A 14,794-nucleotide genomic window follows, 5' to 3' on the forward strand; every position below is an offset into this window, starting at 1 on the left:
CTTCGGCACGCACATTCTTGCGACTATGTTTTTCTACACACCGAGCGTACCTTTGGCACGCCGAATACCTGATTGTGGATTCCCTGCTCCGACCTTGTCTACACACGGTGCGTACCTTCGGCACGCACATTCTTGCGACTATGTTTTTCTACACACAGAGCGTACCTTTGGCACGCTGAATACCTGATTGTGGATTCCCTGCTCCGACCTGGTCTACACACGGAGCGTACCTTCGGCACGCACATTCTTGCGACTATGTTTTTCTACACACCGAGCGTACCTTTGGCACGCTGAATACCTGATTGTGGATTCCCTCCTGTGATCCTAAGGACAAAATTTTTATCCTCGGAACATCACCTGATTCCGGCAATAAACAATGCGTGCCGAAGGTACGCTACTTCCGTAGCACTGATATCATTTATTGTCGCGTGCTGAAGGTACGCTCCATATAATAAGGATTTGTCCGTGCCATTTTATTCCTTTAAAAGATGAGCGGTACATTCACACAACTACAAATACACATTGTATTTTCCGTCAAAGGGCGACAAATGCTAATAAACGAGTCTATCGAAGAAAAACTATACAAGTTTATCTCCGGGGTAATCAAAAATAACGGGCATAAATTGTTACAAATTAACGGAATGCCCGATCATGTACACATCCTGATTTCCATTAGTCCGAATCAATCAATTTCAGAACTAGTGAAATATATAAAACAAGGCTCAAGTCATATGATTAATTCCAGCAGGCTCATAAGGGATAAATTTAGCTGGCAATCGGGATATGCCGCTTTTTCATGTTCAAAATCACATTCATCCAAAGTGATTAACTACATTAAGAATCAAAAAATTCACCATCAAAAAAAATCATTCCTCCAGGAATATAAGACGTTCTTGGATGAAAATAACGTTATATATGACACTCGTTTCATCTAAACATTCCTGCCTCGCAGCAAATGTCCAAACAGACATTCAGATAAGCATTGAAACTATCGCTCCATTTCGCCCAGATCAATATTCAGGGCGCGGGTGCTGATCTGAATTTCATAGATTGAAATACCCAGGGAGATAAGAAGGGTAATGAGGCTGCCGCCGAAAATATAGTTGCCAATCAACGGATTTTCAGAGAACAGCATAAACATGCTCAGGACGCATAGAAAGAAGCTTACAACACCGAATATCTGCATATTACGGATTAGCAGCAGGCGGAGCTTCAGGTTGTTGATTTGAGCCACCAGGTTACGCTTCTCGGGGGACTGATGATAATCCTTGTTGAGATTCCGGATGAGGGTTGCAATGGCAAGGAACCTGTTGGTATAGGCCAGCAACAGCAATGAAATCGCGGGAAACAATAATGCAGGTGTGGTAATATTGATCTGCATATCTATTTCAGGTTAAAGAGGTCCTGAACACCCGGATAACGCTCTACTGTAAATCCTTCGCCATATTCAGCGCCAATAACATAACCAAATTCACGCGCACGTGATTCCAGAAATTTCATAAATCCCGGTTTTGAAATAAAGGTTTCAGGCTCATCACTCTCCGGGTCATAAAACTGTGATTTGAAACATTGAATTGCTTCAACCTTCCGATCCCAATAATCAGAAATATCCACTACGATATCAGGCTTGATGTAGAGACTTTGGATATAATGATAGACGGCATCCGGCCTCCAGGGCTCCTGCTTGTTGCCATCCTCGTCATGGGTCTCATACTTGCGTAAACCGGCAAGAAAAATGGCTTCCGTCACGAGCTTAGCTGCTTTCCCGTGATCGGGATGACGGTCATGAACGGCATTGGCAATTACAATACCGGGTTGATATTGGCGGATCTTGCAAACCACTTCATGTAAATGATGCTTGTCGACGGCAAAAAAGACATCCTCAAACCCCAGATTATCCCGCACGGAAAGTCCGAGTGTTCTGGCTGCATCAAGTGCCTCGTGATCACGTAATTCGGCGGAACCCCGGGTTCCCATCTCACCTCTTGTAAAATCAACCACACCTACCTTGTATCCTTTTGCAATATGGGCTGCCAGCGTTCCCGAACAGCTGAGTTCGGTATCATCCGGATGTGCCGCAAATGCCAGTATATCTAATTTCATGTCGATTATTTATAAAAAAAACCGGCCCTCAAGGCCGGCAAATTCAATTATGCTATTTCCATCTCCCGGGCCGCGAGGAATCGTTCTGCATCCAGGGCTCCCATACAACCTGTACCAGCGGCGGTCACAGCCTGCCGGTACACCTTGTCGGCCGCATCGCCGGTAACAAAAACACCTTCTACATTCGTTCGTGTTGAACCAGGCTGAACTTTAAGGTAGCCTGCCTCGTCCATCTCAAGATATTCCTTGAAGATATCCGTATTGGGCTGATGACCGATAGCCACGAAAAATCCGCTGATCTCGAGATCCTTTGATTCGCCTGTTTGGTTATTGCGAACACGTACGCCTTTAACTTCTTCCTCATCTCCGAGTATCTCTTCAGTCTCGGTATTCCAGAGAACTTCAATGTTCTTTGAATTCATCACACGCTGCTGCATGATCTTCGAGGCCCGCATTTCATCGCGGCGGACAAGCAGATAAACTTTCGGACAAAGATTCGCGAGGTAAGTTGCCTCTTCAGCGGCGGTATCTCCCCCACCAACAACAGCCACGGTCTTACCACGGTAGAAGAATCCATCACATACAGCGCATGCACTAACGCCCTTGTTATAATATTTTTCCTCTGACGGGAGTCCGAGGTATTTCGCACTTGCACCTGTTGAAATAATCACTGCATCGGCAATGATCTCATAATTATCATCGATTGTAGCTTTGTGGGGATATCCTGAGAAATCTACTGCTGTCACCATGCCATAACGGATATCGGTACCAAATCGCTCAGCCTGCTTCTGAAGATCAACCATCATTTGAGGACCGTTGATACCTTCCGGGTAGCCGGGAAAATTCTCCACATCATTTGTTGTCGTCAACTGTCCGCCCGGTTCACCACCTGTGATCAGCACAGGCTTTAGATTAGCACGTGCTGCATAAATGGCCGCAGTATAACCTGCCGGACCGGACCCGATGATCAATACTTTAACTTTTTCGCTTGATTCTTTCATGTTGCTTTCAATTTAATCCCTTGGGGATGGCCGAGTGCAAAAATACAAAAAAAAGGCCCCAAAAATCGAGGGGCCTGATAACTTTTACTGATGGCGTGATTGCTAGCCTAAATAGGGTTTTAATGCTTTGCTTCTGGAAGTGTGCCGTAAACGACGAATGGCTTTCTCCTTGATCTGACGTACACGTTCACGGGTAAGATTGAATTTTTCCCCAATCTCTTCCAGTGTCATGCTGTGTTCACCATTCAGTCCGAAGTAGAGTGTAATTACATCCGCTTCACGCTGCGTAAGTGTAGAAAGAGCCCGTTGAACCTCCCGGCGCAACGAATCATTCATCAATTCAGAATCCGGGGTTTCTTCCAGATCATTTTCAAGCACATCCAGGAGACTGTTTTCTTCTCCCTGAACAAACGGGGCATCCATGGAAACGTGCCGACCAGAGATTTTCATGGTATCCACTACTTCAGCGGTCGTAACTTCCAGCACCTCCGCCAGCTCATCCGGAGACGGCTCGCGCTCGAATTTTTGCTCCAGTTCAGAAAACGTCTTTGATATTTTGTTCAGTGAACCTACCCTGTTGAGGGGCAGACGAACGATCCGCGACTGCTCGGCCAGGGCCTGCAGGATAGACTGACGGATCCACCATACCGCATAGGAGATAAATTTAAAACCCCGGGTTTCATCGAAGCGCTGTGCTGCTTTAATGAGTCCGAGGTTTCCTTCGTTAATCAGATCTCCAAGCGATAATCCCTGGTTCTGGTACTGCTTTGCTACAGATACCACGAACCTGAGATTTGCTTTCGTTAACTTTTCCAGGGCCAGTTGATCCCCTTCCCTGATCCGCTGAGCAAGTTCAACTTCCTCATCGGGGGTGAGAAGATCCACCTTGCCGATTTCCTGCAGATACTTATCGAGAGATTGGCTCTCCCTGTTGGTGATCTGTTTACTTATTTTTAGCTGTCTCATTCAATAAACGTCGATTTCCCACCAACAATTATGCGGGAAATAAGGTAATGTTCCAAATAGGACAGCACGAAAATTATTAAAAATCTTTAAGAATTTTCTGTTTTCTTTTCAGGCTTTGGCAACAGAACCTTCCGTGAAAGGCGATATTTTCCTGTTTTTTTATCGACGTCGATCAATTTAACGGTAACATCTTCGCCTACTTCCATCACGCCGTCCATGCTCTCCAGTCGTTCCCATTTGATCTCACTGATATGAAGCAGACCATCCTTACCTGGCATGAATTCGATGAATGCACCAAATGGCATGATTGATTTCACTTTACCTTCATAAACCTCACCTACTTCAGGAGTCGCCGCGATCGCCTTGATCCGGTTTACTGCAGCATTCATGTCATCCTTATTCACTGCAAAGATGTTCACAACACCCTTATTATCAATCTCTTCAATAACAATCGTTGCTCCTGTCTCCTTCTGAATCTCCTGGATAACCTTACCACCTGGTCCGATCACCGCACCGATCATTTCACGATCGATTTTCAATACCACAGATCTCGGTGCATTTGGCTTCAGATCCTCACGGGGAGCTTCAATGGTCTTCTTCATTTCATTCAGAATATGAAGACGTCCCTGCTTTGCCTGATCCAAGGCTTTCTTCAATACTTCATATGACAAACCATCTACCTTGATATCCATCTGGGTAGCTGTAATGCCTTCTTCGGTTCCGGTTACTTTAAAGTCCATGTCACCGAGGTGATCCTCGTCACCAAGTATATCCGAAAGAATCGCATATTTTCCGGTTTTACTGTCGGAAATCATTCCCATTGCAATTCCTGAAACAGGTTTTGAAATCTGAATTCCAGCATCCATCAAAGCGAGTGAACCCGCACAAACAGTCGCCATGGAAGACGAACCATTTGATTCCAGGATATCCGAAACCACGCGAATAGTGTATGGGTTTTCCTTGGGCAACTGGCCTTTCAAAGCTCTCCACGCCAGGTTTCCATGTCCTACCTCACGACGGCCTGGACCGCGGTTCGGACGAACCTCACCGGTTGAGAAGGCAGGGAAGTTATAGTGCAGCATAAATTTATTCGAGCCTGAATACATGGCTCCGTCGATCAGCTGCTCATCCATTTTGGTTCCGAGTGTTACCGTAGTAAGTGACTGTGTCTCCCCACGTGTAAATACCGCGGATCCATGTGTCATAGGAAGGTAGTCGACTTCCGACCAGATCGGACGAATCTCGTCCATTTTCCTTCCGTCTAAACGAATGGTTTCGTCAAGTACCAGATTTCTTGCAGCCTCTTTCTGTATCTTTTTGAAATACTGGCTGATCATGAATTCATCGTATTCATGTTCCTCGCCAAGACTGGCAACAAAATCTTCTTTTATTTTCTTAATGCTTTCGGAACGTTCCGCTTTGTTGGGGTTAGCTTTCTGCACAACGGCATATACCTTATCGTACAATTCCTTCTGCATACGCTCCATGAGCGCTTCGTCGTTGTTCTCGTGATTGTATTCACGTTTTACCGTTTTACCGGCTTCCTTTTCAAGTTCTTTCTGAATCTGACACTGAACCTTGATAGCCTCGTGAGCTACTTTAATCGCTTCCAGCATGTCATCTTCCGATACTTCCAGCATTTCGCCTTCCACCATCAGAATGTTATCGATCGTCGCAGCAACGATCATATCGATGTCGGCTTCTTCCTTCTGTGCCATTGTAGGGTTGATCACGAATTCTCCGTTCACGCGGGCTACACGTACTTCGGAAATCGGACCGTTGAAAGGAATATCTGAAACCGCCAGCGCAGCAGAAGCTGCTAAGGCTGCCAATGAATCGGGAAGTGCATTTTCATCTCCCGAGATCAATGATATGGCTATTTGAGTATCCGCATGATAGTCATCCGGGAACATAGGCCGGATGGCTCTGTCGACCAGGCGGCTGATTAATATTTCATAGTCTGATAACCGGCCTTCCCGCTTAAGGAATCCACCCGGAACTTTACCTGTGCTGGCAAATTTTTCCTGGTAGTCAACCGATAATGGTAAAAAATCGACATTTTCCTTCGCATCCTGTGCGGATACGACTGTCGCCAGCAACATGGTGTTACCCATACGCACGACGACCGAGCCGTCTGCCTGCTTTGCTAGTTTACCTGTTTCAATAGAGATTTCTCGCCCGTCTGGCAGGCTGAATGATTTGTTAATAACGTTGAGTTGCATAAAAATTAAATGATTATTCTTTTTTTTCCGATTGGCCGCTTGCCCATACGTTCTTATACGTCGGGCATAAAGAAAAGGGGAACGCTAACGGTCCCCCTTCCACTGTTTTATTTTCTCAGATTCAATTCGCTGATGATCGCACGGTAACGCTCGATATCAACTTTCTGAAGGTAGTTCAGCAATTTTCTTCGCTTACCTACCAGTTTCAGCAATCCCTGCTGTGTAGAATAGTCTTTCCTATTCTTTTTCATGTGTTCTGTGAGGTGATTGATGCGGTAGGTAAAAAGTGCAATCTGGGATTCGGCAGAACCGGTATCCTTTGTTGACTTCAACCGACCATGATTCTCAAACAGCTCTACTTTCTTCTCCGTCGATAAATACATAGCTAGTCTTTTAAAATTAAAGCGCAAAGTTAGTAATCGGGTGAATAAGGAACAAGTACTTATCCTTTTATTTGAGCAGGTTTCCGGGTGAATTTCTTCTGCCACCAGGTTTTAAAACGCTCAATCTGAACATTATAGAAGTCGGAATCAAACAATCTCGCATCTAGTCTTGCTTGTCGCAGGAATATCAATCCAATAGGCAGAAGTATGAAATTGGCTGCCCAAATACCAGCCATTGGAGAAATCAGTTCAGCTTTAGCCCATTTCTCACCGATAATGCTAAGCACATAAAAGATGATGAAGAATACGATAGAGACAAGTACAGGTATGCCAAGCCCTCCCCTTTTGATGATCGAACCGAGTGGTGCGCCGATCAGAAACATCATGATACAAGCGAAGGAATTACTCAGGATCTTGTGCCACTGAATCTCGAAAATGATTTTCTCCTTTTCCAGGCGATCAATCCTGGACTCGTGCGAAAGTACACGCTGCTTGGCCTGTCGCGCGAGTGTGAGTGCCGACTGGACTGTGGTAAGTACCAGTGAATCATCCATCAGGTATTCCTTCAGTTCCGATTCTGTTGGAATACTGTCGAGTTTCAGTCTCGCCCGACTTCTGTCGATTCGCTGGTTGCGAATACGTTCAATCCGACGCTCTACTGCCGTTGGTGACTGACCAAGTCTTGTTGTCGATACAAGGGGTCCGCGGAGGCTGTCGGAACGCATACTCGTTGAGTCTGAATTTACCTTGAGTGAATCCTGTTTTATTCCTCTTGAATCTGCGGCCTGAAGAGAATCCGAAGGTATCGTCAGAACCGAGTCGGCCGTTTGCTGAAGGGTCATCCTGGCGGAGCGCACCGAGTCACGATAAAACTTATGGGAAGCCAGTTCAAACGGCATCCGGATCGTATCGTTTTTCATGTGGTAGAAAAAGGCAGTTTTGTTCAGGCGGTAGAGGTCAACCTGCTCATCCATGATATCCACATTAAGTGAATCAACATCTTCAACGAGTTCGTTCAGATTCCGCATGATTCTGTTGGTCTGAAACAGATTCTTATCAGTTCGGTTCAGCGCGAATGAAGACAGATCGAGGACGAACTGACTATATGAAAAACTGCTACGGGTTAATGGCTCGGCACTATTGTTCACTGTCCGCCCCGAAGTCGCATTACCCTCGATATAGGTATGTCCGTCATAAAGCTCAAGCTTCAGGTACCGTTCATTTAAAATTGTATACATCTTACCGGAATCGGCAAGCGTTACTTTCTTATTGCCACTTACATCCCGGTGGTCGTAGATGATGACATCCCCGATGGTCTGTCCGTCGGCGTATTTCTTATTCACCTTGATGCTGAAATCTGGAATTCCCTGGTAAAATACACCCTCCCTAAGATCCAGAGCGGGCTTTTTTTGTTTAATATCATAAAGAAGGCTGTAGGCTTCCAGGGCAGCTTTCGGCACGAGGTTGTTATTGGAATAGAAGGCCACGGCAGTGAGTCCAAGAACAAAAATAAAGATCGGCACAAGGGCTCGCACCAGTGAGATGCCCGCGCTTTTAATGGCGGTAAGTTCGAAGTGTTCCCCCAGGTTGCCGAAGGTCATCAGGGAGGAGAGAAGTACTGCAAGTGGAAATGCGGTGGGTGATACGACGATTCCAAAATACAGGAATAGCTGGGCCAGCAAGCCGTTGCTAAGTCCTTTCCCCATGAAGTCATCATAGTATTTAAGCATCTGGACGTTGAGCAGGATGAAGACAACGACCACGAAAGTCAGAAAAAATGGCCCTAAAAAGGAGCTGAGAATAAGCTTGTCGATCTTCTTCATGCCGGAGCTGCTACAAAAACATCGCCAAAATTATGGAAACTTTGGCTACCCCCCTACTGTTTCCTTGAGGTTATCAATGAGGCCTTCCCAAAGGTCATAAAGTTCTTCGTTATCATCCATATCGGAATAATCGATCACTTTGATGAAAACGCTTTGGGTGAGTTCATTCAGTTCGAGCCTGAGTTCGAAGTAGGAAGGATCATCTTCATCCTCTTCATCTTCGGGTAAAAATTCATACCGCACATAGTGATTCGTACGGTGTGACACCATGGTTGCGAAATGATCTTCTTCATCCCAGATGAAGTTATACACTTTATCCTCATTGATGGTAACGTCGTCGGCCATCCACTGCGCGAGGCCTGATGCCGAACTCAGATACGGGTAAAGCATTTTTTTTGAGGCGTTTATCTCAAAATCCGCAGTAAATAAATGCTTGCTCATAGGCTAATATAGGACTTTTGGGCACCTTTTCGCCCGGTTGGCTTAATATAAATAAAAATAATCAGGTATTGGAAAATAATTCACAAACTTCGTATGTTTGCGCTCCAATTCAAGGTTGGCTTGGATGGAAAAAGCCCTCCTCCGCCAAGGCTTCGGAGGGTAAAAGGCGAGGTAGCTCCCACCTTCGCTGAAGCTTCGGTGGACGAAGCAGTTGGTTAGGGAGAAATTATTTATTCCACATACGTTTCGCAAGTGAAACTACGGTGGATAAAAGGCGAGGTAGCTCAGTTGGTTAGAGCGCAGGATTCATAACCCTGAGGTCACGAGTTCAACTCTCGTCCTCGCTACGTTTAAAGGCCGTTTTTACGGCCTTTTTTCATTACAGGTACAACATAGGTACAGCATTTCTCCTGAACGCTGGATTCATTTCCGCCAACTCATTCTATCGAAGCAAGGCGAGGAAGGACGGCAGCTACCAAGAATGAGAATTCACCATCGGTTTTTAAAATAAAAAAGGGGACCTGTTAAGTCCCCTTTTTTTCTTAATCCTTCAAATGTTAATGGGACATCAACACACGTCTCGCTTCAGCCTCGAGATCCACATACGGAGTTCCCTCAACGGTTACACCCACAAATTGAATCTTTCCACCTTCAAATTCACCGGGCGACTCATACAGGTCACTTACCGCATCACCACTGTCATAACCAATACAAAGGCCATCCCCGGAAAGCGTAAATTTCGCCGGCTGTGTTTTCATCGGCCCCGAAGCTACGACCTCTTCGTCAATGTACAAATTCATTTTGCCAAGCGATTCACCGTATTCTCCGGCATCTTCCCGAATGAACTCCATACCAACCGTATACTTACCCGGCTTCAGCGTCACGTTTGATACGAATACCTGTTCCGGCTTAATTCCAAGAAAGTTATATACGTAGTAAAGCTTCTTGTCTTTAATGAAGAGTGAATGCCCCCCAAATCTTGACCCATGTGCAAAAATTACTCCGGACGCATTCGGGTCCTCAATCTCAACATTTGCCAGGATCTTGAAATTCCGACCTCTCACATTCACCGCCACCCCTTCAGGTACGGGCGCTGTATTCGGATAGTAAATATAACGATCACGCGGAGGTTCCTGCGCAGGCCTCTCAATTCCCAGCACTTCCGCAGCGCTTCGGTCATCCAACGGCAAAACCTTATTCTTTTCTGCTTCAGCAAACCATGCTGCTTTCAGTTCTTCCAATTTTTCAGGGTTTTCATCGGCGAGGTTTTTTGATTCGGAACGATCTTCCTCCACATGATAGAGTTCCCACTTGTCTTTATCAAAGTTACCTTTCCCTGTCAGTGGCGCATGAATAGCCACTGCTTTCCAGCCGTCTTTCCAGATACCGCGGGTACCAAGCATCGCATAATATTGAACATCCTTCTGCGTAGGCGCATTTGGCTCTGCATCAAAAGTATACGCCATCGAAACGCCAGACAACGGCGTCTGCTTTACTCCATTATATACCTCCGGCATTTCAATGCCGCATATTTCAAGCAGCGTAGGTACAATATCAACACTGTGATGATATTGGTTCCGGATTTCACCACGTGCCTTGATGCCCTTCGGCCAGGAAATGATCAGCGGATCATTCGTTCCCCCGGCAAACTGCGAGTAACGTTTGAACATCTTAAAAGGCGCTGAAAATGCTGCCGCCCATCCGGTGGGAAAGTGATTGTACGTCTCCGGTCCGCCCAGCACATCCAGGTACTTCAGATTCTCTGCCAGGTCGTCGGGATAACCGTTGAAAAATTTATTTTCGTTAACGGAGCCATTCGGACTTCCTTCTCCGGAAGCACCATTATCGGCAGCATAGATGATGATCGTATTTTCAAGTTGGCCGGATTCCTCAAGGTAATCAACGATCCTACCAATCTGAACGTCGGTATATTCAGAAAAGCCGGCATATACCTCAGCCATTCTTGCAAAGAGTTTCTTTTCATCCGCATTCAACTCATTCCACGGACGAACATAATCCGCTGGATTTGCCATTTCATCGGGCAACGGATTGAACTCAGTAATTTCTGTATCCTCCGGCAGAACACCTTTTTCAATCATACGCTTTACAACCCACTCCCGATAGGCATCATAACCGTCATCGAATTTACCGCGATATTTATCGGCATATTCCTTTGGTGAATGATGCGGAGCGTGGTTGGCTCCCGGGTTAAACCACATATACCATGGCTTTGAAGGGTTGGTGGCATTCTGATCACGCAACATCTCAAGTGCCTTGTCGGCAAGATCCTTCGATAAGTGGTATCCCTCCTCCGGTGTATAGGGTGCTTCAATGAAATTATTGTCTTCTACCAGATCCGGGTACCAGTTGTTGGTTTCACCCCCAAGAAATCCATAGAATCTGTCAAAGCCAATAGAAGTTGGCCATTCGGCACGGCTTCCACCTGGTGCCACGTCCTGTTCGGGAACGTTGTGGTTTTTACCAATCCAGAAGGTGCTCCATCCATTTTCACGGAGAATTTCAGCAAACGGAGCGCAATCATCAGGAATTCTCCCGTTAGATCCGGGGAAACCATCGGCCGCTTCTGTGATGGCAGCCATACCGTTGAGGTGATGATTTCTTCCAGTTAGTATGGTAGATCTTGTGGGCGAGCAAAGTGCCGTAGTGTGCCACTGTGTATAAGTCAGTCCATTGGCCGCAAGCTTATCCAGCGTGGGCATGTTGATACGCCCTCCATAGGGCGACCAGGCTGCGAGCCCGGTATCATCATATAGAATAAATAAAATATTTGGCGCATCCTTCGGCGCCTGTTTTGGCAGGTAAGGAGTCCAGTCGGCTTCCGAATCGCGAATATCAAGGGCAATCTTGCCTTTGAATTCAGAATCAGCTGCTGCTTCAGTTGTTTTTTCTTCCGTAGGCTGACAAGAAGAGACAAAAACAACCGCAATCGCAGCAAGAAAGATGTTGAAAAAAAACTTCATAGAATAGGGTTTGGTGATACGTGTGAACAATTAATAATTGAATAATTCGCGAAATGTACAATTACAACTATAATTCCTCCGTATGCGATTCAAAAATTTTGTTCGGAATTATCATTTCATCTGTGAAACCAATTTTAAGGGCATAAACCCCCTTTCATTTTTGTCTCCCTCGCCTCATTTACGCATACCCCCCTACCCCCTGTTTGGGGTAAAAAATAATAATACCCGGACAATCAACGTCCGGATAAAGTAATGCCAATATCCACCCATGTGATATCCCTACGGTACACTTAGGATGGGACAACCTATCACCTATTTCCTACTCCCCATTACTTCTTACCTGATCAACGTACCGTACCAAACGGCACGGGATCGGTAAATAATACCGTTTGCTACCAATACGCCGTCCCGATGGGACGGGACAGCCTATTGCCTGTTGCTTATTACCTAACACGTAACAGATCTGACGGCACGGATATCAATTTACAATTCAATATCTACACATGTGATGCCTCTTAAAGGGTCGGAATAAAATCTGTATAGTGCCTCTAATAGATCCCGGCCCGACTCCGTGCTACCACGGAGTTCCGCCGGGATGACGGCCTGAAGGAGAATCCCTATTCACTATTCCCTATTCCCTATTCCCTATTCCCTATTATTTATTTCCCTCCCGGTGGACAATGCGTCCTCAAATAATTGGTAAACAACGTGTTCAGGTGCGCGCGCGTACCCTCACCTTCGTAGATTCCATGTGACCTGTTTGGATACGGCATTACGCTGAATTGCTTACCATGTTTGATCAGTTCATCAATCAGCATTTCAGCATTCTGGTAATGTACGTTATCATCACCCGTACCATGAATGTAAAGGAGGTTTCCTTCCAGGTTTTTGGCATACGTAATTGGTGATCCGTTCACAAAATCCTCGCGGTTCTCCTGCGGAATACCCATGTAGCGCTCCTGGTAAATATTATCGTATGTAAGCTGGTTGGCAACGGCAGCTACTGAGATGCCCGTTTTGTATATTTCAGGATACTGAAACATCAGATTCAGGGTCGCTGATCCACCGCCGCTCCATCCATGTACCGCTACCCGTTCCGGATCCAGGAATGCATGAGTCTCCAATAACTTTTTCGCACCCATGGCCTGGTCACGTATGTTAACGATGCCTATCTTTCGGTAAATCGACTTCCGCCATGCACGTCCCTTGGGAGCAGGTGTTCCGCGGTTGTCCATCGAAATATAGAAATAGCCATCCTTAGCCATATCACCGTTGTAAAGACCATTGCGGCCTGCACCCCAGCGATTTTTTACCGTTGCGCCCGCCGGTTCAGAATACACATAAAACAACACCGGGTATTTTTTCGAGGGATCAAAATTCTCAGGATACGCCATATACCCATCCATCGTGACACCATCTTCCGTCGTTACCTGGAAAAATTCCACATTGGAATCTTTTCCTCCCTCAGGGTTATAATCTGCAGCAATACTCTTTTCCGGATCTGCCGGCTTGTGAGAAGGAAGCTGTACCCACTCCCGCATCGGACGCGTGAAATAATTTGAGAAACTGTGCAGCGCAAATTTGCCATCAGGCGAGATCTGGTAAGAATGTGTACCTGCCTGATCCATGGGAGTGATCCGCTCGGCCGATCCCTTTCCGTTGATCCTGCTGCGATATAAATATTGCTCAGTCGCATTATCAGGTGAAGCCGTGTAGTAGACATAGCCTCCCTTTTCATCGACCATCAGCGGCTCAATTACATCGAAATCACCTTTGGTAACAAGTGTTTCCTTACTCCCATCTCTGTTCACTGCATAAATGTGCCTCCATCCGTCTTTCTCGGTGATCCAAAGAAAATCCTTTCCTCCTTTGAGCCAATGCCAGCCGTTGCCACTCTCCCAGCTGCTTCGGATGCTTACCCATGCATCATCTGCTTCTTCATAAAAGGATGATACATTGCCTGATGCTACATCTGCATACATCAGCTTGCTTTGGTTTTGCTTCCGGTTCAGCTGCTGAAGAATCAGCTGCTCACTGTTACCCGCCCATTCCATGCGCGGTATGTAATTCTGACGGTCATCGCCGGGAACACTCATCCATTTCGTGTTTCCCGACTGCACATCCACCACCCCTAAACGGGCCGCAGCAGGCGTTTCCCCAACTTTCGGATACTCCACGGGTATCGTGTACGCATAAATGGAATCAGTGGTATTAATCATCAGGAAGTCGCGAATATTATTCGCATCGATCTGCCAGTAAGCGATCTTTTTGGAGTCCGGGCTCCAGCGAAACCCATCCAGACAGCTGAATTCCTCCTCATATGCCCAGTCGAATGTACCATTAATAAGCTTGGGAAGCCCCTTGCTGTCGGTAAGCTTACTGATCTGGTGCGTTGCCAGGTCTTCCACATATACATTGTGTTCACTTACGTAGGCAGCCATTGAACCGTCCGGCGAAATTTTCGCAAACATCAGCGATGATTCCGGTAAACTTTTTCCGAGCTGATCCAGATTTCCCGAATTCAGATCCAGTAACCAGTAGTCTCCGCGCGTATCATAGCGCCATACCCGCTTCGAATTGGTATAGATCAATACCTTCGACTGGTCCTCGGAAATTGAAAAATCACGGACCTTTAAGGCATCCCTGCCTGCTGGCTTAAGCTTGTCGGCCCCGATAAACACAGATTCCGACTGTGTTTTCAGGTCATAAAGGGTAATCTGATCTCCATTCGTTGAATAATAGCCGTCACCTTCAGGCGTCCAGTGGGTCTTGCTGCCTGGCTGTGCAACCGCCAGCACCGGTAAAAGAAATATGAGTATGGGAATTAAAATGCGCTTCATGAGTTGTCGATTAGTTAGGTTGTGCAATATCGGG

General features: G+C 46.2%; 12 protein-coding genes and 1 tRNA gene. 3 read left to right on the plus strand and 10 right to left on the minus strand.

Features of this window, described 5'->3' with window-relative positions; genetic code table 11:
* Nucleotides 1-488 precede the first annotated feature (488 nt).
* A complete protein-coding gene (tnpA, locus tag LDX50_RS00005; RefSeq protein WP_225696345.1) occupies nt 489-935 on the plus strand; it encodes an IS200/IS605 family transposase in 447 nt (148 codons plus the stop codon).
* A 53-nt stretch (nt 936-988) separates the two neighbouring features.
* Here the strand turns inward: tnpA and LDX50_RS00010 are convergent, their stop codons facing one another.
* The 8 genes from LDX50_RS00010 to LDX50_RS00045 all read right to left on the minus strand — a co-directional run bounded on the left by LDX50_RS00010 (nt 989) and on the right by LDX50_RS00045 (nt 8,939).
* Complete coding sequence (locus LDX50_RS00010; RefSeq protein WP_225696346.1) at nt 989-1,381, minus strand: DUF2721 domain-containing protein; 393 nt, start codon at nt 1,379-1,381, stop codon at nt 989-991.
* A gap of 2 nt (nt 1,382-1,383) precedes the next feature.
* Nucleotides 1,384-2,103 (minus strand): bacillithiol biosynthesis deacetylase BshB1, encoded by a 720-nt coding sequence (bshB1, locus tag LDX50_RS00015; protein ID WP_225696347.1) that lies wholly within the window; start codon nt 2,101-2,103, stop codon nt 1,384-1,386.
* Nucleotides 2,104-2,150: 47 nt separating this feature from the next.
* A complete protein-coding gene (gene trxB, locus LDX50_RS00020) occupies nt 2,151-3,104 on the minus strand; it encodes a thioredoxin-disulfide reductase (RefSeq protein ID WP_225696348.1) in 954 nt (317 codons plus the stop codon).
* A 102-nt stretch (nt 3,105-3,206) separates the two neighbouring features.
* The gene (locus LDX50_RS00025; RefSeq protein ID WP_225696349.1) at nt 3,207-4,070 is read right to left on the minus strand and encodes a sigma-70 family RNA polymerase sigma factor; all 864 of its coding nucleotides are present in this window, start codon (nt 4,068-4,070) and stop codon (nt 3,207-3,209) included.
* Between the two features lie 86 nt (nt 4,071-4,156).
* Nucleotides 4,157-6,292, minus strand: coding sequence for a polyribonucleotide nucleotidyltransferase (gene pnp / locus LDX50_RS00030; RefSeq protein ID WP_225696350.1), 2,136 nt, complete (start codon nt 6,290-6,292; stop codon nt 4,157-4,159).
* Between the two features lie 107 nt (nt 6,293-6,399).
* Nucleotides 6,400-6,675 carry a 30S ribosomal protein S15 gene (gene rpsO / locus LDX50_RS00035; RefSeq protein ID WP_225696351.1) on the minus strand — a complete coding sequence of 92 codons (276 nt, stop codon included), beginning with the start codon at nt 6,673-6,675 and terminating at the stop codon, nt 6,400-6,402.
* A gap of 59 nt (nt 6,676-6,734) precedes the next feature.
* The gene (locus LDX50_RS00040; protein WP_225696352.1) at nt 6,735-8,498 is read right to left on the minus strand and encodes an LptF/LptG family permease; all 1,764 of its coding nucleotides are present in this window, start codon (nt 8,496-8,498) and stop codon (nt 6,735-6,737) included.
* Between the two features lie 45 nt (nt 8,499-8,543).
* Nucleotides 8,544-8,939, minus strand: a complete 396-nt coding sequence (locus LDX50_RS00045; RefSeq protein ID WP_225696353.1) for an START-like domain-containing protein — start codon at nt 8,937-8,939, stop codon at nt 8,544-8,546.
* Nucleotides 8,940-9,032: 93 nt separating this feature from the next.
* Between LDX50_RS00045 and LDX50_RS30710 the strand changes: the two genes are divergently transcribed.
* Together LDX50_RS30710 and LDX50_RS00050 are read left to right on the plus strand one after the other, a co-directional pair.
* Nucleotides 9,033-9,158, plus strand: coding sequence for a hypothetical protein (locus LDX50_RS30710; RefSeq protein ID WP_255647306.1), 126 nt, complete (start codon nt 9,033-9,035; stop codon nt 9,156-9,158).
* A 54-nt stretch (nt 9,159-9,212) separates the two neighbouring features.
* Nucleotides 9,213-9,286, plus strand: a tRNA-Met gene (locus tag LDX50_RS00050).
* Between the two features lie 210 nt (nt 9,287-9,496).
* Here the strand turns inward: LDX50_RS00050 and LDX50_RS00055 are convergent.
* Nucleotides 9,497-11,920: an arylsulfatase gene (locus LDX50_RS00055; RefSeq protein ID WP_225696354.1), complete on the minus strand. Its 2,424-nt coding sequence runs from the start codon at nt 11,918-11,920 to the stop codon at nt 9,497-9,499.
* 659 nt (nt 11,921-12,579) lie between these two features.
* Nucleotides 12,580-14,760, minus strand: a complete 2,181-nt coding sequence (locus LDX50_RS00060; RefSeq protein WP_225696355.1) for a S9 family peptidase — start codon at nt 14,758-14,760, stop codon at nt 12,580-12,582.
* Nucleotides 14,761-14,794 lie beyond the last annotated feature (34 nt).

Source organism: Fulvivirga sedimenti, from assembly GCF_020328055.1.

Coding starts and splice junctions, on each gene's coding strand:
- LDX50_RS00045 (WP_225696353.1), bottom strand. CDS start 8,939: ATGAGCAAGCATTTATTTACTGCGGATTTTGAGATAAACGCCTCAAAA.
- pnp (WP_225696350.1), bottom strand. CDS start 6,292: ATGCAACTCAACGTTATTAACAAATCATTCAGCCTGCCAGACGGGCGA.
- LDX50_RS00060 (WP_225696355.1), bottom strand. CDS start 14,760: ATGAAGCGCATTTTAATTCCCATACTCATATTTCTTTTACCGGTGCTG.
- rpsO (WP_225696351.1), bottom strand. CDS start 6,675: ATGTATTTATCGACGGAGAAGAAAGTAGAGCTGTTTGAGAATCATGGT.
- LDX50_RS00010 (WP_225696346.1), bottom strand. CDS start 1,381: ATGCAGATCAATATTACCACACCTGCATTATTGTTTCCCGCGATTTCA.
- bshB1 (WP_225696347.1), bottom strand. CDS start 2,103: ATGAAATTAGATATACTGGCATTTGCGGCACATCCGGATGATACCGAA.
- LDX50_RS30710 (WP_255647306.1), top strand. CDS start 9,033: ATGTTTGCGCTCCAATTCAAGGTTGGCTTGGATGGAAAAAGCCCTCCT.
- LDX50_RS00055 (WP_225696354.1), bottom strand. CDS start 11,920: ATGAAGTTTTTTTTCAACATCTTTCTTGCTGCGATTGCGGTTGTTTTT.
- trxB (WP_225696348.1), bottom strand. CDS start 3,104: ATGAAAGAATCAAGCGAAAAAGTTAAAGTATTGATCATCGGGTCCGGT.
- tnpA (WP_225696345.1), top strand. CDS start 489: ATGAGCGGTACATTCACACAACTACAAATACACATTGTATTTTCCGTC.
- LDX50_RS00040 (WP_225696352.1), bottom strand. CDS start 8,498: ATGAAGAAGATCGACAAGCTTATTCTCAGCTCCTTTTTAGGGCCATTT.
- LDX50_RS00025 (WP_225696349.1), bottom strand. CDS start 4,070: ATGAGACAGCTAAAAATAAGTAAACAGATCACCAACAGGGAGAGCCAA.